Below are 23,659 nucleotides of genomic sequence, written 5' to 3'. Positions count from 1 at the left end.
GCGACGGACGGAACCCGCGACGAGTCCGGTACGGACGTCCGGACCGGGACGCACGCGAGTTCCGGGACGGGCGAGCGGGCCGAGGAGCCGGCCGGCGGCGCGGCGCGCGGCGCGACCGCGGCCGAGCCCACCGTCCCCCACCCCGCCGACGGCGAACCGACGGTCCCGCACCCCGGCGCGGCCACGGACGAACCCACGGTCCCGCAGCCCGCCGTGGCCGAAGGCGAACCCGCCGTCCCGGAGCCCGCCGTGGCCGTGGAGGAACCCGCCGTCCCGGAGCCCGCCGTGGCCGTGGAGGAACCCACGGCCGTGAAGAGCACCGCCAACGAACCCACCGGTGAGCGGCCCGACGACGCGGATGCCACCGAACCGCAGTCGGCTCCCGCCGACGAACCCACTGACACGCGGCCCGCCGACCCCGCGCCCACGGACGCGGACGCGGCCGGGCCCGCCGCGGACGCGGCCTCCGCCGGCCGCCCGGGATGGTTCGGCTGGCGTCGCCGCTACCCGCGGGCCGCCCGTACGGCGGGGGTGGCCACGACCGTCCTAGCCGCTGCGCTGGTGGTCACGATCCTCATCGTGCCCAACCGCCTCGACTGGATGAGCGTCCGGGCCTTCCTCCGCCTCCCGGTCGAGGCCGTCTTCCTCGCGGCCGTGCTGCTGGTCCTGCCGGCGAGGGCGCGGCGGATCACCGCCGGAGCCCTCGGGGTGCTCCTCGGGCTGTCCGGCATCCTGAAGTGCCTCGACATGGGCTTCCGCCAGACCCTGGCCCGGCCGTTCGACCTGGTCTTCGACTGGGTCCTGCTGAGCGACGGGGCGGACTGGGTCAAGGACTCGTTCGGGCGCTCGGGCGAGGTGCTGGCGGTGGTCGGCGTGATCGTCCTGGTCATCGCCGTGCTCGCCCTGAGCGTGCTCGCCACGATGCGGCTGGCGAACGTCCTGGCCCGGCACCGCACCGGGGCCGTACGCGGCACGCTCGTCCTCGGCGTGGCCTGGGTCGTCTGCTTCACCATGGGCCTGCAGACCGGCGGCGTCACGATCGCCACCAAGGGCTACGCCCAGTACCTCTCCAACCGGGTGCAGTACGTCCGTGACGGACTCGGCGACGCCGACGTCTACAAGAAGCAGATGGCCGTCGACGCCTTCGCCAAGACCCCGTCCGACCAGTTGCTGACCGGGCTGCGCGGCAAGGACGTGATGCTCACGTTCATCGAGAGCTACGGCCGTGTGGCGATCGACGATCCGACGATGGGACCGGAGGTCGACGCGACGCTCAAGGAGGGCGGCGCGCGGCTCAAGGCGGCGGGCTTCTCGGCACGCAGCGGCTGGCTCAAGTCGCCGGTGACGGGCGCCGGAAGCTGGCTCGCGCACTCGACGTTCCTGTCCGGCACCTGGGTCAAGAACCAGCAGCGGTACCGGTCCCTGACCACCAGCGACCGCGCCACCCTCACCAGCTACTTCCAGAAGACCGGCGCCTGGCGCACGGTCGGCATCGTCCCCGGCGTGCGCAAGTCCTGGCCCGAGGGCAAGTACTTCGGCCTCGACCACATCTACGACTCGACGCACCTCGGCTACCAGGGCCCGTACTTCAGCTGGACGCCGGTGCCGGACCAGTTCAGCCTGGAGTCCTTCCAGAAACTGGAGCACGGCAAGAAGAACCGCGACCCGATCATGGCGGAGATCATCCTCGCCTCCAGCCACAACCCCTGGTCCCCCATCGCCCACACGATCGACTGGAACGACCTCGGGGACGGCAAGATCTTCTACAAGATCAAGAAGGAGGGGACGAACCCCACGGAGGTCTGGAAGAGCTCGAAGCGGGTGCGGACCGAGTACCGCAAGGCGATCCAGTACTCCCTGGACAGCCTGACCCAGTGGATGCAGCGCTACGGCGACGACAACACCGTCCTCGTCTTCCTCGGCGACCACCAGCCCGTCCCGACGGTCACGGGCGGCACCTCCAACCGGGACGTGCCCGTCACCGTCGTCGCCCGCGACCCGAAGGTGCTGGACCGCATCGCCGACTGGGGCTGGACGGACGGACTCAAGCCCGCGGACGACGCGCCGGAATGGCCGATGAACAAGTTCCGCGACCGCTTCATGACCGCGTACGGCTCGAACCCGACCCCAGCGACCTCGCCCACGTCCCCCTGACACCCCCGGCCGGCCACCACCCCGGCCCATCACCGTCCACCCCGGACCACCCAGGCCCGAACCCAGCGGGCCCGAACCCAGCGGGCCCGCAGCCACACCGGCCGCGGGCCCGCTGCGCTGTTCCCGGGATCCGTTATCCGGCGGGCTTCTCGGTCAGGTCTCGCGGTTGCGCAGGATGGCGGTGGTGCGGCGCGCAGGCGGCCCGTCAGTCGGTGGACATATAGCTGGCCGCCTTCCATACGATTTGCCCCTGAGATGCGGCCGACAAGGAGGCACGGGTGGGCAATCTGGGGGGATACCAGCTGATGACGACGCTGGCGAAGAAGGTGGGCGGTCCCGCGGCGCTGCTCGCCTTCACTGCCCTGAGCGGGTGGGCCGTCGGCCGGGGCGTCGAAGCCGGCGGGAAGGCCGCCAAGGCTGCGGCCAAGAAGCGGAATGCTCCGTGCTCGACCAAGGGCCAGGTCTTCGACGTCGTGTCCGACGGCGACGACGGCAAAGGCCTCGCGCTCCGGGCAGGTGACCGGTACCGAGTCATGGAGTGCGACGGGGAAGCGATCCTCATCGAGGTGCTCGGCGGTACGAACAATCCCTACTTCACGTCGGCACAGTTCCTGGCGTCGGTGTCGGGCTTCCCCACAGCAGATAAGCCCGATGCCGAGTAGCTCGACTGCGGGTGTGACCACTCGAGTCAGCGGCTGACCCGCGCGTCGTTGGAGCCCCCGTGAGCGCTGCGCTCACGGGGGCTCCTCCATCGAGATCGATCCAGGTTTCGCGCCGAGGCCGCCGAGGTGACCGCCGTGCCGCTGCCGCCGGAAGTGCTGGGCTCAACTCCATGCCCCCATCGCCCCGCCCATTGACCCAAGAGGTTCACGAATCTAACCTGTGTTCTCATACATAGACGACGTCTGCATACAGGGATGAGACTCATGGCAGGGTTCAGCGTGGATCCGGACAGTGTGGCCGAGCGGTTGCGGGGTGGCATGGCGGGTGGGGTTCTGTCGTTCCCGCTCACGAGCTTCACGGCGGACGGCGGTCTCGACCTGGAGTCCTATCGGGCCTACCTCACCGCACAGCTCGCCACGGCCCCGGGCGCGGTGTTCCCCGCCTGCGGGACCGGTGAGTTCAGCGCGTTGGACGAGGACGAGTACCGCGCGGTCGTCACCGCCACGGTCGAGATCGCGGACGGCCGCATGCCCGTGGTCGCGGGCACCGGCTACGGATGGGCGCAGGCGCTGCGCTTCGCGCGGATCGCCGAGGAGGCCGGCGCGGACGCCCTCCTCGTGCTGCCGCACTATCTCGTCGAGGCCCCGGAGTCCGGCCTGGTCGAGCAGGTGCGCCGGATCGCCGCCGGCACACGGCTGCCGCTCATCGCCTACCAGCGCGGACCGGTCACGTTCTCCCCCGCGGGGCTGCGGGCCCTGGCGGCCGTCCCCGGCGTCATCGGGCTCAAGGACGGCCACAGCGACCTCGACCGGCTCCAGCGCCTCACGCTGGCCGCGCCCGACGGCTTCCTGTTCTTCAACGGGGCCGCCACCGCCGAGATCCAGGCCCGCGCGTACGCCACCGTCGGCGTCCCCGCCTATTCGTCGGCCGTCCACGCCTTCGCCCCCGAGATCGCCGGCGCCTTCTTCACCGCGCTGCATGCCGATGACGAGGCGACGGTGACCAAGCTGCTGCGCGACTTCTACGTCCCGCTCGTCGAGCTGCGCGACACGGTGCCCGGCTACGCCGTGTCCCTGGTCAAGGCCGCCGCCCGGCTGCGCGGCCTGCCCGTCGGCCCGGTGCGCGCGCCGCTCACCGACCCCGGACCGGCCGATCTGGCGGCCCTGGAGCGGATCCTCGACACCGGGCTGGCCCTGGCCGGAGCCGTGCGCCGGCCCTCCTGAGGCACGCGGGGGACGGCCCGGCAGGGCGCGGGGCGGACCGGCCCTCGGCCACGCCCGCCGCCGTCATCCTGGAATCCCCGGCACCGGTCGGCCATCGCCCCTCGTACACAAGGAATGTGATGAAGCGTCAGCAACCGACGATCACCGAGTTCTCCGTCTACCCCGTCGCCGGACGGGACTGCATGGAGCTGAACCTGTCGGGCGCCCACGGCCCCTGGTTCACGCGCAACGTCGTGGTCCTCAAGGACTCCGAGGGGCGGACCGGGCTCGGTGAGGTGCCGGGCGGGGAGAAGATCACCCGGACGCTGCGCGACGCCGGTCCGCTGGTCCTCGGCTCGAAGGTGGGCGACCACCAGCGCGTCCTGCGCGAGATCGGGGACCGCTTCGGTGACCGGGACGCGGGCGGCCGCGGTGCCCAGACCTTCGACCTGCGCACCACCGTCCACGCCGTCACCGCCGTCGAGTCGGCCCTTCTCGACCTGCTCGGACAGCACCTGGACGTGCCCGTCGCCGCCCTCCTCGGGGACGGCCAGCAGCGTGACCGGGTCCGGGTGCTCGGCTACCTCTTCTTCGTCGGCGACCCGGACCGCACGGATCTGCCGTACGTCCGCGAGCCCGACGCCGACGTGGACTGGTACCGCCTGCGGCACGAGGAGGCGCTGACGCCCGCCGCGATCGTCCGGCAGGCCGAGGCCGCCCACGCGCTGTACGGCTTCCGCGACTTCAAGCTCAAGGGCGGCGTCCTGGAAGGCACGGAGGAGGTCAGGGCCGTACGCGCGCTCAAGGACCGCTTCCCCGAGGCCCGCGTCACGCTCGACCCCAACGGCGCCTGGTCGCTGCGCGAGGCGATCGAGCTGTGCGGGCCCCTGGTCGGCACGCTCGCCTACGCGGAGGACCCCTGCGGCGCCGAGGACGGCTACTCGGGACGCGAGATCCTGGCCGAGTTCCGCCGGGCGACGGGCCTGCCGACGGCGACCAACATGATCGCCACGGACTGGCGGCAGCTCACCCACGCCCTGGCGCTCCAGTCGGTCTCGATCCCGCTCGCCGACCCCCACTTCTGGACCATGCGGGGCTCGGTGCGCGTGGCCCAGCTCTGCAACGCCATGGGCCTGACCTGGGGCTGCCACTCGAACAACCACTTCGACATCTCGCTCGCCATGGTCACCCACTGCGGAGCCGCGGCGCCGGGCCCGTACAACGCGCTCGACACCCACTGGATCTGGCAGGAGGGCCTGGAGCGGCTCACGGTCGAGCCGCCGCGCATCGTCGACGGCGAGATCGCGGTGCCGGACGCACCGGGCCTCGGCGTCGAGCTGGACATGGACCGGCTGCTGGCGGCCCACGAGCTGTACCTGAAGGAGGCCCTCGGCGCCCGGGACGACGCGGTCGCCATGCGCCACCTGGTTCCCGGGTGGGAGTTCGACCCCAAGCGACCCGCCCTGGTGCGCTGACCACCGCCCGGAGCCGGGCCCGCTCCGGCTCCGGCCGCCGCAAAAAGCGCCGCCGACCCCTTGCACCGGCCACGGACACCTCATTACTGTCCGGAGCAGGACGACCGAATGATCGGTCGTCCGGTATGGCATGGTTGGCGAGGGAGAAGGCGCGATGGCGGGCGGCTCGACGGACTCGAAGGGCCTGCTCGACGCGGGCGAGCGGCTGGACGCGGAGGCGCTGCGGACGCTCCAGCTCGAACGGCTGCGCGCGTCGCTGCGCCACGCCTACGAGAACGTGCCCTTCTACCGGGAGTCCTTCGACAAGGCCGGGCTGCGCCCCGACGACTGCCGCTCGCTCGCCGACCTGGCCCGCTTCCCGTTCACGACGAAGGCGGACCTGCGGGAGAACTACCCGTACGGGATGTTCGCCGTGCCGCAGGAGCGGATCCGGCGCATCCACGCGTCGAGCGGGACGACCGGCCGCCCCACGGTCGTCGGCTACACGGAGAACGACCTGTCCATGTGGGCCGACATGGTGGCCCGGTCGATCCGCGCGGCGGGCGGCCGGCCCGGCGACAAGGTCCACATCGCCTACGGCTACGGGCTGTTCACGGGCGGACTCGGTGCCCACTACGGCGCGGAACGGCTCGGCTGCACGGTGATCCCCGCGTCCGGCGGCATGACGGCACGTCAGGTCCAGCTCATCCAGGACCTGAAGCCCGAGATCATCATGGTGACGCCCTCGTACATGCTGACCCTCCTCGACGAGTTCGAGCGCCAGGGCGTGGACCCGCGCGGCACCTCCCTGCGGGTCGGCGTGTTCGGGGCCGAGCCGTGGACCGAGGAGATGCGCCGCGAGATCGAGGAGCGGTTCGCGATCGACGCGGTGGACATCTACGGCCTCTCGGAGGTCATCGGCCCCGGCGTCGCCCAGGAGTGCGTGGAGACCAAGGACGGTCTGCACATCTGGGAGGACCACTTCTACCCCGAGGTCGTCGACCCCTTCACCGGCGAGGTGCTGCCGGACGGCGCGGAGGGCGAACTGGTCTTCACCTCGCTCACCAAGGAGGCCATGCCGGTGATCCGTTACCGGACACGGGACTTGACGCGGCTGCTGCCCGGTACGGCGCGGGTCTTCCGCCGGATGGAGAAGATCACCGGACGCAGTGACGACATGGTGATCCTGCGCGGGGTGAATCTCTTCCCCACGCAGGTCGAGGAGATCGTGCTGCGGACACCGGGCGTCGCCCCGCACTTCCAGCTCCGGCTGACCCGCGAGGGCCGCCTGGACGCGCTCACCGTGCGGGCGGAGGCCCGGCCGGGTGCCACACCCGAGGCGCGCGAGGCGGCGGCGCGGGCGATCACCGCGGGCGTCAAGGACGGGATCGGCGTGTCGGTCACGGTGGAGATCGTCGAGCCGGAGTCCCTGGAGCGGTCGGTGGGCAAGCTGAAGCGGATCGTGGACCTGCGTCCGCGCGCCTGACCGGCCACGGACAGGGCCGCGGGGGCCCCTGACACCCCCGCGGCCCTGTCCGCTACGCCTTGCCGAAGCGGTCCCGCAGCTCCCGCTTCAGGATCTTGCCGCTGGCGTTGCGCGGCAGCTCGTCCACGAACAGGACCCGCTTGGGAGCCTTGAAGTGGGCGAGCTTCTCGCGTGCGTGGGCGATCAGTTCGTCCTCGCCGACCTCGCCCCGGGGGACGACGACCGCGGTGACGGCCTCGATCCAGCGCTCGTCGGGCAGCCCGACGACGGCGACCTCGGCGACCTGCTCGTGGGTGTACAGGGCGTCCTCGACCTGGCGTGAAGCGACCAGCACCCCACCGGAGTTGATGACGTCCTTCACCCGGTCCACCACGGTGAAGTACCCGTGGGCGTCGCGCACCGCGAGGTCGCCCGAGTGGAACCAGCCGTCGCGGAACGCCTCGGCGGTCTCCTCGGGCTTGTCCCAGTAGCCCTCGCACAACTGCGGTGAGCGGTAGACGACTTCGCCCGGTGTCCCGTCCGGCACGTCCTTGCCGTCCTCGTCGACGACCCGCGCGTCCACGAAGAGCACCGGAGTCCCGCACGAGTCCATGCGGCCCTTGTGCTCGTCGGGGCCGAGGACGGTGGCGAGGGGGCCGATCTCGCTCTGCCCGAAGCAGTTGTAGAAGGCGAGCTTCGGCAGCCGTTCGCGCAGCCGTTCCAGGACGGGGACCGGCATGATCGACGCGCCGTAGTAGGCCTTGCGCAGGCCGCTCAGGTCGCGCTCGGCGAAGTCGGGACGGTTCGACAGCCCGATCCACACCGTGGGCGGGGCGAACAGGCTGTCCGCGCGGCCCGCCTCGATCAGGTCGAAGATCTGTCCGCCGTCCGGCGCGTCGAGGATCGTGTTCGAGGCGCCGACCGCGAGGTAGGGCAGCAGGAACACGTGCATCTGCGCCGAGTGGTAGAGCGGCAGCGAGTGCACCGGCAGGTCCCCGGCGCTCAGATCGAGGGCGGTGATCGCGCTCAGGTACTCGTGCACCAGGGCGCGGTGCGTCATCATCGCGCCCTTGGGCAGCGCGGTGGTGCCCGAGGTGTACAGAAGCTGCACGAGCGTGTCGCCGCGGGGCTCGTCACCGTCGTACGGGCGTGCCGCCTCCAGTCGTACGAGGAGCGAGTCGTCGGCGTCGCGCAGCGGCAGGGTCCGTACGCCCTCCGGGAGCCGGCCGGCGAGGTCGGGGTCGGTCAGGACCAGGGCGCATCCCGACTGGCCGACGATGTAGGCGAGGTCGTCACCGGTCAGGTTCTGGTTCACGGGGACATGGACGAGTCCCGCGCGGGAGCAGGCGAGGAAGCCGATCAGGTAGGCGTCCGAGTTGTGGCCGTAGGCGCCGACGCGGTCCCCGGGGTTCAGCCCCGCGTCGAGGAGGACGGTCGCCGCGCGGGAGACGGCCTCGTCGAGTTCCGCGTACGTCCAGGAGCGCTCCCGGTAGTCGACGGCGCGCCGCGCCGGTGTGCGCCGGGCACTGCGCCGCAGCACCCCGTCAACCGTACTGCCGTGTCCAGGCGTCATGTCACGTGATCCTCGGTCCACGGGAGGGGGAGGTCAAGTCACCGCACGCGAGCCGGACGGAAGCCGGACGGAGGCCGGGCGCGAGCCCGGCGGACACTCCGGCGGCGCACTACCCGTTGGTACCCTCAACCGCCCCTTCCCTCAATGATGTTGGGAGGCACGATGCGCACCCGTGCAAGACGGTTACTCGTCGCGGCCGTCGCTCTGTTGACGGCCGCGACCACGCTGCCCGCGGCCGCCGCCGAGCGGCACTCCGCACAGGAACATCCCTCGCACGGCGGCCTGTCGGCCGTGATCCGCTACACCGAGTACGGCATTCCGCACATCGTCGCGAAGGACTACGCGAACCTCGGCTTCGGCACCGGCTGGGCCCAGGCCGCCGACCAGGTGTGCACCCTGGCCGACGGGTTCGTGACCCTGCGCGGCGAGCGGTCCCGCTGGTTCGGGTCCGCCGCGGCACCGGACGGTTCGCTCTCCTCGGCGTCCACGAATCTCTCCAGCGACCTCTACTACCGCGGTGTGCGCGAGGCCGGCACGGTCGAGCACCTGCTCGCCGAGCCCGCGCCGCGCGGCCCCAGCCGCGATGTCAAGGACCTGATGCGGGGCTGGGCGGCCGGCTACAACGCGTGGCTGGCACGGAACCGCGTCACCGATCCGGCATGCCGGGGAGCCGCCTGGGTGCGCCCGGTGACCCAGGTGGACGTCGCCGCACGCGGGTTCGCGCTGGCCGTGCTCGGCGGCCAGGGGCGCGCGGCCGACGGCATCACGGCCGCGCAGCCACCTACGGGGGCGACGACCGGACCGGCGACGGCGGCGGGCGTCGCCGGGCCCGACGCGAAGCGCACCGCCGCCGCCGCACGCGAGTTGTTCGACACCGCCGACATGGGATCGAACGCGGTGGCCTTCAGCGGTGCCTCGACCGCGAACGGCCGCGGTCTGCTGCTCGGCAATCCGCACTATCCCTGGCAGGGCGGACGCCGCTTCTGGCAGGTGCAGCAGACGATCCCCGGCGAGCTGAACGTCCAGGGCGGCGCCCTGCTCGGCACGGCGACGGTGTCCATCGGTCACACCGCCCGGATCGCCTGGAGCCACACCGTCGCGACGGGCGTCACGCTCGACCTCCATCAGCTCACGCTCGATCCCGCCGATCCGACGACGTATCTCGTCGACGGCAGGCCGGAGCGGATGACCCGGCGCGGCGTCACCATCGACGTGCGGGACGGCACGCCGGTGACGCGCACCCAGTGGTGGACCCGGTACGGCCCCGTCGTCACCTCGCTCGGCGCCCAGGTGCCGCTGCCGTGGACGGCCACGACGGCGTACGCGCTCAACGACCCGAACGCGGCCAACCTCCGCGCCCCGGACACCGCGCTGGGCTTCAGCAGGGCCCGCGACACGGCGGGCGTCCTCGCGGCGCTCACCCGGACCCAGGGCCTGCCCTGGGTGAACACGATCGCCGCCGACTCCGGCGGCCACACCCTCTTCACCCAGTCGCAGGTGCTCCCGCGCATCACCGACGAGCTGGTCCAGCGCTGCTCGACGCCGCTGGGCCGGGCCCTGTACCCGTCGTCCGGGGTCGCCGTGCTGGACGGGTCGCGCGGCGACTGCGCGCTCGGCAGCGATCCCGACGCCGTGCAGCCGGGCATCTTCGGTCCGGCGAGAATGCCGGTGCTGAAGGACGCCGCGTACGCGGAGAACTCCAACGACAGTGCCTGGCTGGCGAACGCCGACCGGCCGCTGACCGGCTACGAGCGGGTGTTCGGCACGATCGGCACGCAACGCTCGATGCGCACGCGCGGCGCCGTCGAGGACGTGGCCGCGATGGCCGCGCGGGGTCGGCTGACCGTACGGGATCTCCAGGCGCAGCAGTTCGCGAACCGGGTGCCCGCGGGTGATCTCGTCGCGGCCGACGCGGCGCGGGCCTGTGCCGCGCTGCCGGGCGGCACGGCGACGGGCTCCGACGGCAGGGCCGTCGACGTGGGTCCGGCGTGCGGTGTGCTGGGGGCCTGGGACCGTTCGATGGACACCGGAAGCCGGGGCGCGCTGTTCTTCGACCGTTTCTGGCGGAAGCTGACGGCCACGGTGCCGGCGGCACGGCTGTGGAAGGTGCCGTTCTCGGCTGCCGATCCGGTCCGCACCCCGAACACCCTCGACACCTCCGTACCGGGCTTCGCGACGGCGCTGGCCGACACGGTGACGGAGCTCGGGGCGGCGGGCATCGCCCTCGACGCGCGGCTGGATTCCGGCCAGTTCGTCGTACGGGACGGCCGGCGCATCCCGGTGCCGGGCGGCACGGAGTCCCTGGGCGTGTGGAACAAGGTGGAGATGCCGTGGAATCCGGCGGCCGGCGGCTACACGGAGGTCACCACGGGGTCCTCGTACATCCAGGCCGTCGGCTGGGACGGCGGCCGCTGCCCGGTCGCCCGCACCCTGCTGACGTACTCCCAGTCCTCGAACCCGAACTCGCCGCACTTCAGCGATCAGACGCGGCTGTTCTCGGGTGGGCGGTGGGTGACCTCCCGGTTCTGCGAGAAGGACATCCTTTCGTCGCCGGGGCTCCGGGTGGTCCGGGTGAGCGACCAGCGCTGAACCCGGGCGGAAGGTGACGGCACGCGCGGTGCCCGGAGCGGATCCGGGCACCGCGCGCGGCCGGGTCACATCGTGCGGTCGCGGCCCTCCCAGTAGGGGTCGCGGAGCCGTCGCTTGTACAGCTTTCCGTTGGGGTCGCGGGGCATGGCGGCGATGAAGTCGACGCTCTTGGGCCGTTTGTAGCCGGCGAGCCGTCGCTCGCAGTGGGCGAGGATGTCGGCGGCCAGCGCCGCTCCGGCCTCGTGTCCGGGCGCGGCCTCGACCACGGCCTTGACCTCCTCGCCCCAGTCGTCGTGCGGGATGCCGAAGGCGGCCGCGTCGGCGACGGCGGGGTGGGAGAGCAGCGCGGCCTCGATCTCGGCCGGGTAGATGTTGACGCCGCCCGAGATGATCATGTCGATCTTGCGGTCGCGGAGGAAGAGGTAGCCGTCCTCGTCGAGCAGGCCGAGGTCGCCGACGGTGAAGAAGTCGCCGATGCGGTTCTTGCGGGTCTTGGTCTCGTCCTTGTGGTACGAGAATCCGCCGGTGCTCATCTTCATGTAGACGGTGCCGAGTTCACCGGGCGGCAGCCGGTTGCCGTCGTCGTCGAAGACGGCCAGTTCGCTGATGGGCCAGGCCTTGCCGACGGTGCCGGGCTTCTTCAGCCAGTCCTGGGCGGTCGCGAACGCGCCGCCGCCCTCGCTGGCCGCGTAGTACTCCTCGACGCACTCCCCCCACCAGGCGATCATGGCCCGTTTCACATGGTCGGGGCACGGGGCCGCGCCGTGGATGGCGTGCCGCATGGAGGTGACGTCGTAGCGGGCCCTGACCTCGTCGGGGAGGGCCAGCAGCCGGTGGAACTGGGTCGGCACCATGTGGGTGTGGGTGCACCCGTGCGCGTCGATGACGCGCAGCATCTCCTCGGGCGTCCACTTGTCCATGAGCACCAGCCGGTGGCCGATGTGCAGGGACGCGCCCGCGAACTGGAGGACCGCGGTGTGGTAGAGCGGCGAGCAGACGAGGTGCACGTTGCCGTCGAAGGGCCGGATGCCGAAGATGGCGAGGAAGCCGCCGAGATACGACTCCTCGGGGAGCTTGCCGGGCAGCGGGCGCCGGATGCCGCGCGGGCGGCCGGTGGTGCCCGAGGTGTAGTTCATGACCCAGCCGAGGGTGCGGTCGGCGGGTGCGGAGCCGGGCTGTCCGTCGAGGAGTTCGGTGTACGGCCGGAAGCCCTCGATCTCGCCCACGGCGTACCGCCGCTCCGGGGGGAGCTTCGCCTCGTCGGCGGCGCCCCGGGCGGCGTCGGCGAACCGTTCGTGGGCGATGAGGACCTTGGCCCCGGAGTCGGAGACGATCCAGGCGATCTCCGGGCCGACGAGATGGTGGTTGACCGGGACGAGGTACAGGCCCGCCTGCGAGGCGGCGAGGTAGGCGACGAGGAACTCGACGCCGTTGGGCAGGACGACCGCGAAGGAGTCGCCGCGTCCGAGGCCGGCGGCGCGCAGTCCGTGGACGAGGCGGTTGGCCGCCTCGTGCAGCCGCCCGGCGGTCCACTCCTCGCCGGCGGGGGTGATCAGGACGACGCGTCCGGGGTCGGCGGCGGCCTGGGCCCAGAAGCCGTTGGGTGCTGTGGTCATGCTCCTTCTCCCCTGCCCGCGATGCGGTTGATGCGGTCGACGGCTCGCTCGAAGCCCCGGGTCAGGTCGTCGAAGACCTCCTGGACGGAGCGTTCGCTGTTCATCCGGCCCACGATCTGCCCGACCGGCGTGCCGAGCAGCGGCTCCACCTCGTACTTCTGGATGCGGGAGACGGCGTCGGCGACCAGGAGCCCCTGGAGCGGCATGGGGAGCGTGCCGGGCCCGTCCGGGTCGTCCCAGGCGTCGGTCCACTCGGTGCGCAACTGGCGGGCGGGCTTGCCGGTCAGGGCGCGGGAGCGGACGGTGTCGCCGGAGCCGGCCGCGAGCAGTTTCCGGGTGACGGCCGGGGAGTGCATGTCGGCCTCCGTCACGGTCAGCCAGACCGAGCCGAGCCACACGCCCTGGGCGCCGAGACTGAGTGCGGCGGCCACCTGCTCTCCGCTGCCGATGCCGCCCGCCGCCAGGACGGGCAACGGGCCCACGGCGTCGACGACTTCGGGGGTGAGGACCATCGAGGCGATCTCCCCGGTGTGCCCGCCCGCCTCGTAGCCCTGGGCGACGACGATGTCGATGCCGGCCTCGGCGTGCTTGCGCGCGTGCCGGGCGCTGCCCGCGAGGGCCGCGACGAGCACGCCCCGGTCGTGGGCGCGCCGGACGACGTCGGCGGGCGGTGAGCCCAGCGCGTTGGCCAGGAGTCTGATCGGGTAGTCGAAGGCGACGTCGAGCTGGCCGCGGGCGACCTGTTCCATCCAGCCGGTGATGCGCCAGCCGGAGGCCTCGCCCTCGGCGAGTTCGGGGACGCCGTACTTGGCGAGGGTGTCCGCGACGAACCGGCGGTGCCCTTCCGGGATCATCGCCTCGACGTCGGCCTCGCTGACGCCCTCGACCTTCCTGGCGGGCATGACGACGTCCAGGCCGTAGGGACGGCCGTCGACGTTCGCCTCGATCCAGTCGAGGTCGCGTTCCAGGTCGGTGGGGGCGGTGTAGCGGACCGCGCCGAGCACACCGAACCCGCCCGCACGGCTGATGGCCGCGGCGACGGCGGGAAACGGCGTGAAGCCGAAAATGGCGTGCTCGACTCCCAGTTCCTTGCTCAGCTCCGTCTGCATGGGCGCAGGATGCCGCAGACGTCCGGACGAGGGAAGGCCTTTTCTGATACTCCGTCAGATATCCGGACGCCCATCCGGGAGGGTTGACACGCCCGCCCGTGACGGGAAAGTTTCACTCGGCACGGCAGACCCGGAAAGATACTTTCAGGCGACGCGAGCGAGAGGCTACCCGATGACCGAAGGCGTCCAGGGCCCGGCGAACGGCGGGCAGGACAGAGCAGGCGGCGGGCTGACCCGCCGTCAGTGGGGCAGAGGCGTACTGGCGGTGGGCGGGGCACTGGCACTCGCCCCCTTCCCCGCGGGACCGGCGGCGGCCTCGGCGGGGGCGGGCCACCGCACACTGAGGCACGGCACTCCTGGGCAGGCCGGACTGCTCGCCGGCCATCTGCGCCAACTCGTGGCGGACGCCCAGGCGTTCCTCGGCCCCTCACCCCGACACCCGTGGTACGCGGGCGCCGTCCTGCTCGCGGGCCGGGGCGGCACCGTCGCCCTGCACGAGCCGATCGGCATGGCCGTGCGCTACGCGGCGTACGACGAGAAGACCGACACCGGCGTCGAGTTCCCCGCCGAACAGCAGATCCCGGTGTCCGCGGACACGGTCTACGACCTGGCCTCCGTGTCCAAGCTGTTCACCTCCATCCTCGCGGTGCAGCAACTGGAGCGCGACACGCTGGAACTGGAGGCCCCCGTCGCCTCGTACCTCCCGGAGTTCGCGGGCGGCGGCAAGCAGGACGTGACCATCCGTCAACTGCTCACGCACACCTCCGGGTTCCGCTCCTGGATCCCGCTGTACAAGGCACCGACGCGCGAGGGCAAGCTCCAGCTCATCTGGGACGAGAAGCCCGCCACCGCGCCCGGCACCGCGTACCTGTACTCCGACCTGAACCTGATCTCGCTCCAGCTCGTCCTGGAGAGGATCACCGGCCGGACCCTCGACACCCTGCTGCGCGAGGAGATCACCGGCCCCCTCGGCATGGACCGCACCCGCTACAACCCGCCCGCCTCCTGGAAGCCGGGGATCGCCGCCACCGAGGACGCTCGGCTCCCGTGGTCGGGACTGGACCGCGGGCTCGTGTGGGGCGAGGTCCACGACGAGAACGCGTACTCCCTGGGCGGGGTCGCCGGTCACGCCGGGGTCTTCTCCAGCGCCTGGGACCTGGCGGTCCTCGGGCGCACCCTCCTGAACGGCGGCGCGTACGGCAAGGCGCGCATCCTGCGCCCGGAGTCGGTGGACCTGATGTTCACCGACTACAACACCGCGTTCCCCGGCGACGAGCACGGCCTCGGGTTCGAGCTCTACCAGCACTGGTACATGGGCGCCATGGCGACACCGCGCACCGCGGGGCACACCGGTTTCACCGGCACCTCGCTCGTCCTGGACCCGACGACCGACTCCTTCCTGATCGTCCTCGGCAACTCGGTCCACCCCGTGCGCACATGGCGATCCGGATCCGCTCCCCGGGTCGCCGCCGGCGACAACCTCGCCCGCGCCGTCGCGGTGCGTCCGGCGCACGGCCGTACCTCCTGGTTCTCCGGGATGGCGAGCGCGACCACGGCGACCCTCGCCCTTCCCGCGCTCGACACCACCGCCGCTCCCGCCCGTCTTCGCTGCGCGCTGTGGTGGGACACCGAACCCGGCTCTGACGCGCTGTTCCTGGAAGCCTCCACCGACGGCGGCTCGACCTGGCAACCGGTCCCCTTCACCACCCGGCGGCGGACCGAGGACCCGCAGGACCATCCGGCGGGCGCCGCCACCGGCTGGTCGGGCCGCGCCTGGCACCGGCTCGACGCCGACCTGCCGAGCGCACCGGCGCTCACCCTGCGCTGGCGGTACACGACCGACCGGCTGTACGTCGGCCGCGGCGCGTACGTCGGCGAACTGCGCGTCGAGTGCGGCGACCACACCCTCTTCGACGCGTCCCGCCCGGCGGACGCCGGACGGATCACGGCGGCGGGATGGGTGCCGTCCGAGGACTGACGGGACTGACGGCAGGACGGGGCGCACCCACACCGTACGGCGGTGCGCCCCTCCCGGCGACGGGCCTTGGGCCTAGCCCCCCTGGCCCAGGGACTCCAGTACGGCCTTGGCCGCGTTGTGGCCCGGCACTCCGCTCACCCCGCCGCCGCGCACCGCGCCCGCCCCGCACAGCATCACGTTGGCGTGCCGGGTCTCCACGCCCCAGCGGCCCGTGTCCTCCTGGGCGTAGGGGAAGGCGAGGTCGCGGTGGAAGATGTTGCCGCCCGGCAGCCGCAGGTCCCGCTCCAGGTCCAGCGGGGTCTTCGCCTCGATGCAGGGCCGGCCGTCGGCGTCGGTGGCCAGGCAGTCGGTGAGCGGTTCGGCGAGGTGAGCGTCGAGCTGCGCCAGGGTCGACTTCAGCAGTTCGTCGCGTACGGCGTCGTTGTCCCGCTCGAAGAGCCGGGCGGGCGTGTGGAGGCCGAAGAGCGTGAGGGTCTGGTAGCCCCGCTCGACGAGGTCCCGGCCGAGGATGCTGGGGTCGGTGAGCGAGTGGCAGTAGATCTCCGAGGGCGGGGCGGCGGGCAGCTCACCGGCCGCGGCCTGCGCGTGGGCGGCCGCCAGTTGCTCGTACCCCTCCGCGATGTGGAAGGTCCCGGAGAACGCCTCGCGCGGGTCGACGGAGGTGTCGCGGAGCCTCGGCAGCCGCTTGAGCAGCATGTTCACCTTGAGCTGCGCGCCCTCCGCCGGGGCCGGCGGCTCGTCTCCCGTGAGGTGGGCGAGCTCCTGCGGCGAGGCGTTCACCAGGACGTGCCGGGCCGCGACGACGCCTTCGCCCTCGGCCGTCCGGTAGGTGATCTCGGCGGACTTCCCGTCCGTCTCGATCCGCAGCACCTCGTGGCCGGTCTCGATCACCGCGCCCGCCGCGCGCGCCGCGCCGGTGATCGCGTCGGTGAGGGCGCCCATTCCCCCGACGGGCACGTCCCAGGCGCCGGTGCCGCCGCCGATCACGTGGTAGAGGAAGCAGCGGTTCTGCCGCAGCGAGGGGTCGTGGGCGTCGGCGAACGTGCCGATGAGCGCGTCGGTGAGCACGACACCGCGCACGAGGTCGTCGGCGAAGTACTCCTCGACGGCCGTGCCGACCGGTTCCTCGAAGAGGATCCTCCAGGCGTCCTCGTCGTCCACGCGCGCCCTCAACTCCTCGCGGGTGGGCAGCGGTTCGGTGAGCGTCGGGAACACCCGCCGGGCGACGCGGCCGGTCATCCCGTAGAAGCGCTGCCACGCCTCGTACTCGCGCTCGGACCCGGTCAGTCTGGCGAACGCCTCGCGGGTGCGCCGCTCTCCGCCCCCGACGAGCAGCCCGGTGGGCCGTCCGTCGCGTTCCACGGGGGTGTACGAGGAGACGGTCCGGCCCCGGACCCGGAAGTCGAGGCCCAGGTCCCGCACGATCTTCCGGGGCAGCAGGCTCACCAGGTACGAGTAGCGCGACAGCCGGGCGTCGACCCCGGCGAACGGCCGGGTGGAGACGGCCGCTCCCCCGGTGTTCCCCAGGCGCTCCAGCACCAGCACGGACCGTCCGGCGCGTGCCAGATAAGCGGCGGCGACCAGTCCGTTGTGGCCTCCGCCGACGATCACGACGTCATGTCCCTCGTGTACAGGCATGCCTCTTCGTAGCACGTGATGATCTACGGCGGCCAGGGGTGCGCGGCAAGCGGCGGCACCCGTACGGATCGGTCCCTCAGCGTCTCCCACGGGTGTTCAGGCGGGCGGCCTGGCGGGTCAGATGGTCGCGTTCGGCCAGGTCGGGCGCCTTGCGCGCGGCCTCCGCGTACAGCCGTGCCGCCTTCGCCAGGTCCCCGTCGCGCTCGTGGAGGTAGGCGGCCACCGCGGTGTGGCGGGGCAGCGAGTCGTCGAGCTCCGCGAGGGCGGCGAGGCCCGCGCGCGGTCCGTCGGCCTCGCCGACGGCGACCGCGCGGTTGAGCCGGACGACGGGACTGTCGGTCAGACCCGCGAGTTCGTCGTACCACTCGACGATCTGGACCCAGTCGGTCTCCTCGGCGGTGGGGGCGTCGGCGTGCAGGGCGGCGATGGCGGCCTGGGCCTGGAACTCGCCCAGCCGGTCGCGGGCGAGGGCCGCCTGGAGGATCGCGACGCCCTCGGCGATGGCCGTGGTGTCCCACAGCCCGCGGTCCTGCTCGGCCAGCGGCACCAGGCTGCCGTCGGGCGCGGTCCGGGCGGCGCGCCGGGCGTGGTGGAGCAGCATGAGCGCGAGCAGGCCGGCCACCTCGGGGTGGTCGACCTGGGCCGCGAGCTGCCGGGTGAGCCGGATGGCCTCGGCGACGAGGTCGACGTCGCCGGAGTAGCCCTCGTTGAAGACCAGGTACAGGACGCGCAGCACGGTGGCGACGTCGCCGTGCCGGTCGAGCCGCACGCCTGACACCGTGCGCTTGGCGCGGCTGATGCGCTGCGCCATGGTCGCCTCGGGCACCAGGTAGGCCTGGGCGATCTGGCGGGTGGTGAGCCCGCCGACGGCCCTGAGGGTGAGCGCGACCGCGGACGACGGTGTCAGCGAGGGATGGGCGCACAGGAAGTAGAGCTGGAGCGTGTCGTCCACCGAGGTCGCGGGTCCGGCCGCCGGTTCCTCTTCGACGAGGTCCTCGCGCCGGCGCCGGGCGGCGTCCGCCCGGGTCGCGTCGAGGAACCGGCGCCAGGCCACGGTGACCAGCCAGCCCTTGGGGTCCCGCGGCCGGTCGGCCGGCCAGACGCGCACGGCCTCGACGAGCGCGTCCTGGACGGCGTCCTCGGCCGCCGCGAAGTCGGCTCCGCGGCGGACGAGGACGGCGAGGACGCTCGGCGTGAGGCTCCGGAGCAGAGCCTCGTCCATGGGTGAGGTCACTCCGTGACCGTGTGGTGGGCGGTCAGGAACGGGCGCACCTCGAGCCACTCGTGAATCGGCTCGCCGCCCGCGCCCGGGGCGGCCGACAGCTCCCCGGCCAGCTCGACGGCACGCTCGTGGCTGTCGACGTCGATCACCATCCAGCCGGCGATGAGGTCCTTCGTCTCGGCGAACGGACCGTCGGTGACCGGCGGGCGGCCCTCGCCGTCGTACCGGACCCACTGGCCCTCGGGGGCGAGCGCCTGGCCGTCGACGAACTCGCCGGTCTTCTCCAGCCGGGCCGCGAAGTCGTTCATGTACTGGATGTGGGCGGTGATCTCCTCCGGCTTCCACTGGTCCATGGGTACGTCGTTGACCGCGGCCGGGGCGCCCCGGTAGTGCTTGAGAAGCAGGTACTTGGCCATCGTGATCTCCTCGGTACGGGTGCGACCCATTGTGGTCGCCTTCACTGCTGGGACGGAGCGGGCCACGGGTTCTCGACATCACCGGCCAAGATTTTTTCTCGCGCACGGCGATCGGTGGAGAAGCGCAGGTCAGCGCACCATCCGGCGGGCCACTTCAACACCGGCTGCGTCGATCGGCGCGTCCACCGGCGGTCTCCGCGGCGCCCGGACGGGCTGTCCTCGCAGCGCCCGGTCCGGCGGTCAGCGCCCCTGGGCCGCGCGCCGCTGCCGCAGCGCGGCGACCCTGCGGTACAGCTCCGCCGCTTCCCGTCCGTGCCCGAGCTGCTCCAGGCAGTGCGCCTCGTCGGTGCGGCTCGCGAGGGTGTCGGGGTGGTCGGCGCCGAGCACCCGCTCGCGGGCGGCCGCGACACGCCGGTACTCGGTGAGCGCGTCGGCCCAGCGCCCGAGCCAGCCGAGCCCGACGGCGACCTCGCGCCGGCTGACCAGGGTGTCGGGATGGTCGGGGCCGAGGGCGCGCTCGCGGATGACGCACACGTCACGGGACTCGGCGAGGGCCTCCTCCCAGCGGCCGAGGCGGCCGAGGTTCACACCGAGCCCGTGCCGGGCGCGCAGGGTCTCGGGGTGGGTGGGGCCCTGCGCCCGGGTGCGGTCGCCGACGAGCGAGCGGTACAGCTCCAGCGCCTGGGCGCTGTGGCCGAGTCTGCCCAGGCAGATGCCCACCTCGTAGCGGGCGGCGAGGGTGTCCGGATGGTCGGGGCCGAGCGCCCGCGCGCGGGCCGCGGCCACCTCCTGGTAGGTGTGCAGCGCCTCCGGCCAGCGTCCCAACTGACCGAGTGCGTAGGCAACTTCGTAGCGGGTGACCAGGGTGTCGGGGTGGGCGGGGCCGAGCACCCGGGCGCGGGCCACGGCGACTTCGGCCGCCATGCGGTACGAGTCCTCCAGGCGTCCGAGTCTGCTGAGGTTGAAGGCGAGGTTGTGGCGGCAGCGCAGGGTGTCCGGGTGGTCGGGGCCCATCGCGCGCTGCCGGGCGGCGAGGACCGACGTGTAGGCCTGGTGGGCCTCGAAGTGACGCCCCAACTGGCCAAGGACGTAGGCCATCTCCTGTCGCGCGGCCAGGGTGTCGGGGTGGTCGACGCCGAGCACCCGCTCTCTGGCCTGGGCGACACGCGCGTACTCGCCGAGTGCCTCACCGGGGCGCCCGGTGCGGCTGAGGGTGAAGCCGACCTCGTACCGGCTGGCGAGCGTGTCCGGGTGGTCGGGCCCGAGCAGTCGCTCCCGTTCGGCGGCGACCGACCGGTGGATCTCGCCCGCCTCGGCCCACCGGCCGAGCCGGCCGAGGCTCAGGCCCGCGTTGTGCCGCCCGACCAGGGCGGTGATCGCCTCCGCCGCGGGTGCCGGTCCTTCGCCGCTTCCGAGGGGCGGGACCGCGGCGGAGGGGCGGGTGGTCCAGGCTCCGGTGAGACCGGCGGACGCGTCGGGCGGGGTGGCGCGCCATCCCGCGCCGGTGGCCTTGTGGCCGGTCGTCATGCCCTGGGTCCAGGACGGCAGCCGGGGTGCGCGGGAGGGCGGCAGCTCGGGCCGGGCCGGGAACCGCGGTGTGGCGGAGTTCCGTTCGCCTCCGGGGTGCGGCGGGGCCGGGGCGACCACGGTCGGCACGTACAGGGGCGCGGTGCGCCCGGCGGTGATGCGGCGGGCCAGTTCACTTGCGTCCTGCGGGCGCTGTTCGGGCCGTTTCGCGAGCAGGTCGAGGATGATCCGCTCCAGGTACTCGGGGAGGTCGGAGCGGTGGCCGCGCGGCGGCTCGGGCACGGTGTCGCGGTGGCCGACGAGGATGGCCCAGGCGTCGCCGAGGTCGAACGGCGGGGCTCCGGTGGCGATCTCGTAGAGCACGCAGCCGAAGGAGTAGAGGTCGCTGCGCTGGTCGACCTCCGCTCCGCTGATCTGTTCCGGCGACATGTAGTGCGGGGTGCCCATCGCGACGCCGGTGCCGGTGAGCCGTGAGGTGAACCCGATGTCGTGGCCGAGGCGGGCGATGCCGAAGTCGCAGATCTTCACCGTGCCGTCGGTCAGCCGCATGATGTTCGCCGGCTTCAGGTCGCGGTGCACGATGCTCTGCTGGTGGGTGTACGCGAGCGCGGCGGTCACCTGGTCGGCGATGTCGACGATGTCGTCGACCGCGAGCGGGTGGGGCCGGTTGTCCTCGAGGAGCTGGCCGAGGTTGTGCCCCTCCAGCAGTTCCATCACCAGGTAGAGCACCCCGTCGGACTCTCCGAAGTCGTGGACGACGGTCACTCCGCGGTGCTGGAGGGACGCGGCGACCCTGGCCTCGCGCCGGAACCGTTCGCGCAGGACACGGGCGAAGGACGGATCGTGGTGCGGGCCGAGCGGCTTGAGGCACTTGACGGCCACCTGGCGGCCCAGGGATTCGTCCCGCGCCCGCCATACCTCGCCCATTCCGCCGCGCCCGATCGGATCGAGGAGCCGGTACCGGCCCTGGATCAGCCTGCTCTCCGCCATCTCCGGTGATCGCCCCCGTCATGCTCGGCCCCGAGCCCACCCCTGGCCTCGTCCAGTATGACGAGCGGTCAGCCGACTTTGTACGGCGTCGAAGGCGAGCCGGGGCCGAGCCGTGACACGGTCGGGAGAATGTCTCCGGCCGTACGTTGCCGACGCGGCCGTACGGGAACACAGCGCGCCGTGGTGCCCATGACACCCGGCGTCGGCTCACGGCGACGGGCGCCCGGTGCGGGGCTGCCGCGCGGCGCGTGGGCGTACGACGACAGGACAGGGCGCGCGGAACCGGCGCGCACGCCCCCCTGAGGGCGTACGCGCCGGGTGAGGCCGGGGTTCCGCGGGGCCGGACGCTCAGCCCCGCAGGGCCGACAGGAAGATGCCGGGCAGGGCGGACATCCTGCGCCTCGCGGCGTAGGCGGTGAGCCTGCGCATCGTCGTGCGGCCCGTGCGGTTGGTGACGTAGTACGGCGGCCGGGGCGAGAGGGAGGGCGACCCGGTGAACAGGCCGCGTGGCGCGGGCGCGAAGGGTGCCCGCAGGACGGTCTTCTCCACGTCCTCCAGCATGAAGGCGTTGTGCACGAATCCGATGCCGCTGCCGATGTCCTGCCGCGTGTGCCCCGGGAACGCGCCCCAGGGCGTGTAGCCGAGCAGAAACCCGAACGCCGACCAGCAGTTGACGCCGATCGTGCCGTAACGCAGCGCGGAGAGCGCCTCGTTCACGGCGGTCCGGTGTGCGTGTTCCGTGCGGGGATGGACCAGCACGGTCGCGCCGAGCGTGCCCGGAAGCCGGGTGTCGGCGAACTCCACGGCCGCCCGCAGGAATGCGGCCGGGTCCTCGCCGGGCAGCCGGACCACGCCCAGGGCGCTGGCGAACACCTCGTCGGTGAGCATCGGGTCGTCCGGGTCGGTGATGTCGGGCACGAGGAGGCGGCAGGCTCCGTCGCCGAGCGCCTCGGCCTCCCCATGGGCCCGGGCCACCGCGTCCAGGCGGTCGGCCGCGCCGGGATAGTAGTCGCTGCGGGACGGCAGGGCGCGCAGCAGTCGGCGGATCTCGGCGAGCAGCCGTTCGGTGCCGTCCCAGTCGCGCGGCACGAGAAGGATCTGGGTGGCGACGCAGTTGTGACCGGAGTTGTTCATCTTGCTGGTCACGATGTGTTCGGCCTGGTAGCGGAGGTCGGCCGCGCTCCACGGCCCCGGCACGACGATGCAGGGGCTCACACCGCCCAGTTCGCTCGTGAGGGGCTTGTCGATCCGGGGCGCGTTCTCCCTGCGGCGCTCGTCGGCCTGTTCGTCCGTGCCCCAGACGATGGCGTCGTGGGTGCGTTCGCTGCCGGTGACGTGGATGGCGTCGACGTGGTCGTGGGCGGTGAGGTAGGCGCCCGCCTCCGCTCCCCCGTCGACGAACCTGACCCAGCCGCGGTCCACGAACTCCTCGAAGACCTTCTCGAAGTGGGGCCGGAGGTAGCCGTTGACCGGGTTCATCTTGGCGAGGACGACCTGCCCTTCCGCATACAGCTTGTGCAGGACGTCGAGCGGCGTGATCGCCGATACGTTCCCCGCGCCGAGCACCAGCCCGACGGCCGGGCCGGGCGCGGCTCCCCGGTACGGCCCGGCGGCACGCTCCCGTACCTGCTCGGGCGTCGTCCCCGGCCGGGTCCACACCTGTGCCGAGAAGCCGTTGAGCAGGAGACGGTCCCCGGCGGTGGCCGGGAACACGTCGACCACGGTCCGGCCGTCCCGGTCACGGACGGCCCGGGCGGGAAGCGGTTCCTTGCCGGCCGCGATCCTGCGCAGGACGTGGAGGTGGGCGCCCACGGTCTGGGCGAGCGCCCAGGGCGCGGACACCCAGTCCTCGGCGGCCCAACCCGCCGTCGCGTCATAGCCCTTGGCGCGGGCCGCGTCGGCGACCATGGCGGATGCTGCGGCGTCGATCCGCGGAAGCATGCGCTCCAGCAGGCCGATCCGCTGCGCCAGCGGGGTGGCGGTCCAGCTCCCGGCGTTGGCGCGCAGGTCGGCGAGCGCGCGGTCGAGGGAGACGGTGTCGAGGGCCGGGGCGGTGGTCAAGG

General features: G+C 72.7%; 15 protein-coding genes. 7 read left to right on the top strand and 8 right to left on the bottom strand.

Annotated features, from left to right (window positions below):
- Positions 1 to 309: 309 nt before the first annotated feature.
- The 5 genes from ACZ4TO_RS18040 to paaK all read left to right on the top strand — a co-directional run bounded on the left by ACZ4TO_RS18040 (position 310) and on the right by paaK (position 6,959).
- Positions 310 to 2,154 carry an alkaline phosphatase family protein gene (locus tag ACZ4TO_RS18040; protein ID WP_468024802.1) on the top strand — a complete coding sequence of 615 codons (1,845 nt, stop codon included), beginning with the start codon at positions 310 to 312 and terminating at the stop codon, positions 2,152 to 2,154.
- Positions 2,155 to 2,432: 278 nt separating this feature from the next.
- Positions 2,433 to 2,816 carry a hypothetical protein gene (locus ACZ4TO_RS18035; RefSeq protein ID WP_468024692.1) on the top strand — a complete coding sequence of 128 codons (384 nt, stop codon included), beginning with the start codon at positions 2,433 to 2,435 and terminating at the stop codon, positions 2,814 to 2,816.
- 264 nt (positions 2,817 to 3,080) lie between these two features.
- Entirely contained in the window at positions 3,081 to 4,040 is a 960-nt protein-coding gene (locus ACZ4TO_RS18030) for a 5-dehydro-4-deoxyglucarate dehydratase (protein ID WP_468024691.1), read from the top strand.
- Positions 4,041 to 4,159: 119 nt separating this feature from the next.
- The gene (locus ACZ4TO_RS18025) at positions 4,160 to 5,494 is read left to right on the top strand and encodes an enolase C-terminal domain-like protein (protein WP_468024690.1); all 1,335 of its coding nucleotides are present in this window, start codon (positions 4,160 to 4,162) and stop codon (positions 5,492 to 5,494) included.
- A 154-nt stretch (positions 5,495 to 5,648) separates the two neighbouring features.
- On the top strand, positions 5,649 to 6,959 hold the full coding sequence (gene paaK / locus ACZ4TO_RS18020; RefSeq protein WP_382796564.1) for a phenylacetate--CoA ligase PaaK: 1,311 nt from the start codon (positions 5,649 to 5,651) through the stop codon (positions 6,957 to 6,959).
- A 52-nt stretch (positions 6,960 to 7,011) separates the two neighbouring features.
- Here the strand turns inward: paaK and ACZ4TO_RS18015 are convergent, their stop codons facing one another.
- Positions 7,012 to 8,511 carry an acyl-CoA synthetase gene (locus ACZ4TO_RS18015; protein ID WP_382796562.1) on the bottom strand — a complete coding sequence of 500 codons (1,500 nt, stop codon included), beginning with the start codon at positions 8,509 to 8,511 and terminating at the stop codon, positions 7,012 to 7,014.
- Between the two features lie 162 nt (positions 8,512 to 8,673).
- Here ACZ4TO_RS18015 and ACZ4TO_RS18010 point away from each other — a divergent pair, with 162 nt between their 5' ends.
- Entirely contained in the window at positions 8,674 to 11,100 is a 2,427-nt protein-coding gene (locus ACZ4TO_RS18010) for a penicillin acylase family protein (RefSeq protein ID WP_468024689.1), read from the top strand.
- A 65-nt stretch (positions 11,101 to 11,165) separates the two neighbouring features.
- Here ACZ4TO_RS18010 and ACZ4TO_RS18005 read toward each other — a convergent pair whose 3' ends face one another.
- Positions 11,166 to 12,716 (bottom strand): acyl-CoA synthetase, encoded by a 1,551-nt coding sequence (locus ACZ4TO_RS18005; protein ID WP_451075808.1) that lies wholly within the window; start codon positions 12,714 to 12,716, stop codon positions 11,166 to 11,168.
- A complete protein-coding gene (locus ACZ4TO_RS18000; protein ID WP_468024688.1) occupies positions 12,713 to 13,825 on the bottom strand; it encodes an NAD(P)H-dependent flavin oxidoreductase in 1,113 nt (370 codons plus the stop codon). Before ACZ4TO_RS18000 ends, ACZ4TO_RS18005 begins: the two co-directional genes overlap by 4 nt.
- A 172-nt stretch (positions 13,826 to 13,997) precedes the next feature.
- On the opposite strand from ACZ4TO_RS18000, the gene ACZ4TO_RS17995 reads away from it, so the two are divergent.
- Positions 13,998 to 15,803 (top strand): serine hydrolase domain-containing protein, encoded by a 1,806-nt coding sequence (locus ACZ4TO_RS17995; RefSeq protein WP_468024687.1) that lies wholly within the window; start codon positions 13,998 to 14,000, stop codon positions 15,801 to 15,803.
- A 72-nt stretch (positions 15,804 to 15,875) separates the two neighbouring features.
- Here ACZ4TO_RS17995 and ACZ4TO_RS17990 read toward each other — a convergent pair whose 3' ends face one another.
- The 5 genes from ACZ4TO_RS17990 to ACZ4TO_RS17970 all read right to left on the bottom strand — a co-directional run bounded on the left by ACZ4TO_RS17990 (position 15,876) and on the right by ACZ4TO_RS17970 (position 23,657).
- Positions 15,876 to 17,441 (bottom strand): phytoene desaturase family protein, encoded by a 1,566-nt coding sequence (locus ACZ4TO_RS17990; RefSeq protein WP_468024686.1) that lies wholly within the window; start codon positions 17,439 to 17,441, stop codon positions 15,876 to 15,878.
- Between the two features lie 76 nt (positions 17,442 to 17,517).
- Positions 17,518 to 18,663, bottom strand: coding sequence for an RNA polymerase sigma factor (locus ACZ4TO_RS17985; protein WP_451075844.1), 1,146 nt, complete (start codon positions 18,661 to 18,663; stop codon positions 17,518 to 17,520).
- An 8-nt stretch (positions 18,664 to 18,671) separates the two neighbouring features.
- On the bottom strand, positions 18,672 to 19,079 hold the full coding sequence (locus tag ACZ4TO_RS17980) for a YciI family protein (protein WP_382796654.1): 408 nt from the start codon (positions 19,077 to 19,079) through the stop codon (positions 18,672 to 18,674).
- A gap of 240 nt (positions 19,080 to 19,319) precedes the next feature.
- Positions 19,320 to 21,596 (bottom strand): serine/threonine-protein kinase, encoded by a 2,277-nt coding sequence (locus ACZ4TO_RS17975; RefSeq protein ID WP_468024685.1) that lies wholly within the window; start codon positions 21,594 to 21,596, stop codon positions 19,320 to 19,322.
- Positions 21,597 to 21,944: 348 nt separating this feature from the next.
- A complete protein-coding gene (locus ACZ4TO_RS17970; RefSeq protein ID WP_468024684.1) occupies positions 21,945 to 23,657 on the bottom strand; it encodes an aldehyde dehydrogenase family protein in 1,713 nt (570 codons plus the stop codon).
- Positions 23,658 to 23,659 lie beyond the last annotated feature (2 nt).

Source organism: Streptomyces sp. NPDC028298, assembly GCF_055565895.1.
The sequence above is the reverse complement of the archived record's forward strand: the minus strand, read 5'-3'. Positions and strand labels throughout refer to the sequence as shown.

What these genes read in the sequence shown, in the direction of transcription:
- ACZ4TO_RS17990 (WP_468024686.1), bottom strand. Translation starts at nt 17,441, where the DNA reads ATGCCTGTACACGAGGGACATGACGTCGTGATCGTCGGCGGAGGCCAC.
- paaK (WP_382796564.1), top strand. Translation starts at nt 5,649, where the DNA reads ATGGCGGGCGGCTCGACGGACTCGAAGGGCCTGCTCGACGCGGGCGAG.
- ACZ4TO_RS18030 (WP_468024691.1), top strand. Translation starts at nt 3,081, where the DNA reads ATGGCAGGGTTCAGCGTGGATCCGGACAGTGTGGCCGAGCGGTTGCGG.
- ACZ4TO_RS18010 (WP_468024689.1), top strand. Translation starts at nt 8,674, where the DNA reads ATGCGCACCCGTGCAAGACGGTTACTCGTCGCGGCCGTCGCTCTGTTG.
- ACZ4TO_RS18005 (WP_451075808.1), bottom strand. Translation starts at nt 12,716, where the DNA reads ATGACCACAGCACCCAACGGCTTCTGGGCCCAGGCCGCCGCCGACCCC.
- ACZ4TO_RS17975 (WP_468024685.1), bottom strand. Translation starts at nt 21,596, where the DNA reads ATGGCGGAGAGCAGGCTGATCCAGGGCCGGTACCGGCTCCTCGATCCG.
- ACZ4TO_RS17985 (WP_451075844.1), bottom strand. Translation starts at nt 18,663, where the DNA reads ATGGACGAGGCTCTGCTCCGGAGCCTCACGCCGAGCGTCCTCGCCGTC.
- ACZ4TO_RS18015 (WP_382796562.1), bottom strand. Translation starts at nt 8,511, where the DNA reads ATGACGCCTGGACACGGCAGTACGGTTGACGGGGTGCTGCGGCGCAGT.
- ACZ4TO_RS18000 (WP_468024688.1), bottom strand. Translation starts at nt 13,825, where the DNA reads ATGCAGACGGAGCTGAGCAAGGAACTGGGAGTCGAGCACGCCATTTTC.
- ACZ4TO_RS17980 (WP_382796654.1), bottom strand. Translation starts at nt 19,079, where the DNA reads ATGGCCAAGTACCTGCTTCTCAAGCACTACCGGGGCGCCCCGGCCGCG.
- ACZ4TO_RS18025 (WP_468024690.1), top strand. Translation starts at nt 4,160, where the DNA reads ATGAAGCGTCAGCAACCGACGATCACCGAGTTCTCCGTCTACCCCGTC.
- ACZ4TO_RS17995 (WP_468024687.1), top strand. Translation starts at nt 13,998, where the DNA reads ATGACCGAAGGCGTCCAGGGCCCGGCGAACGGCGGGCAGGACAGAGCA.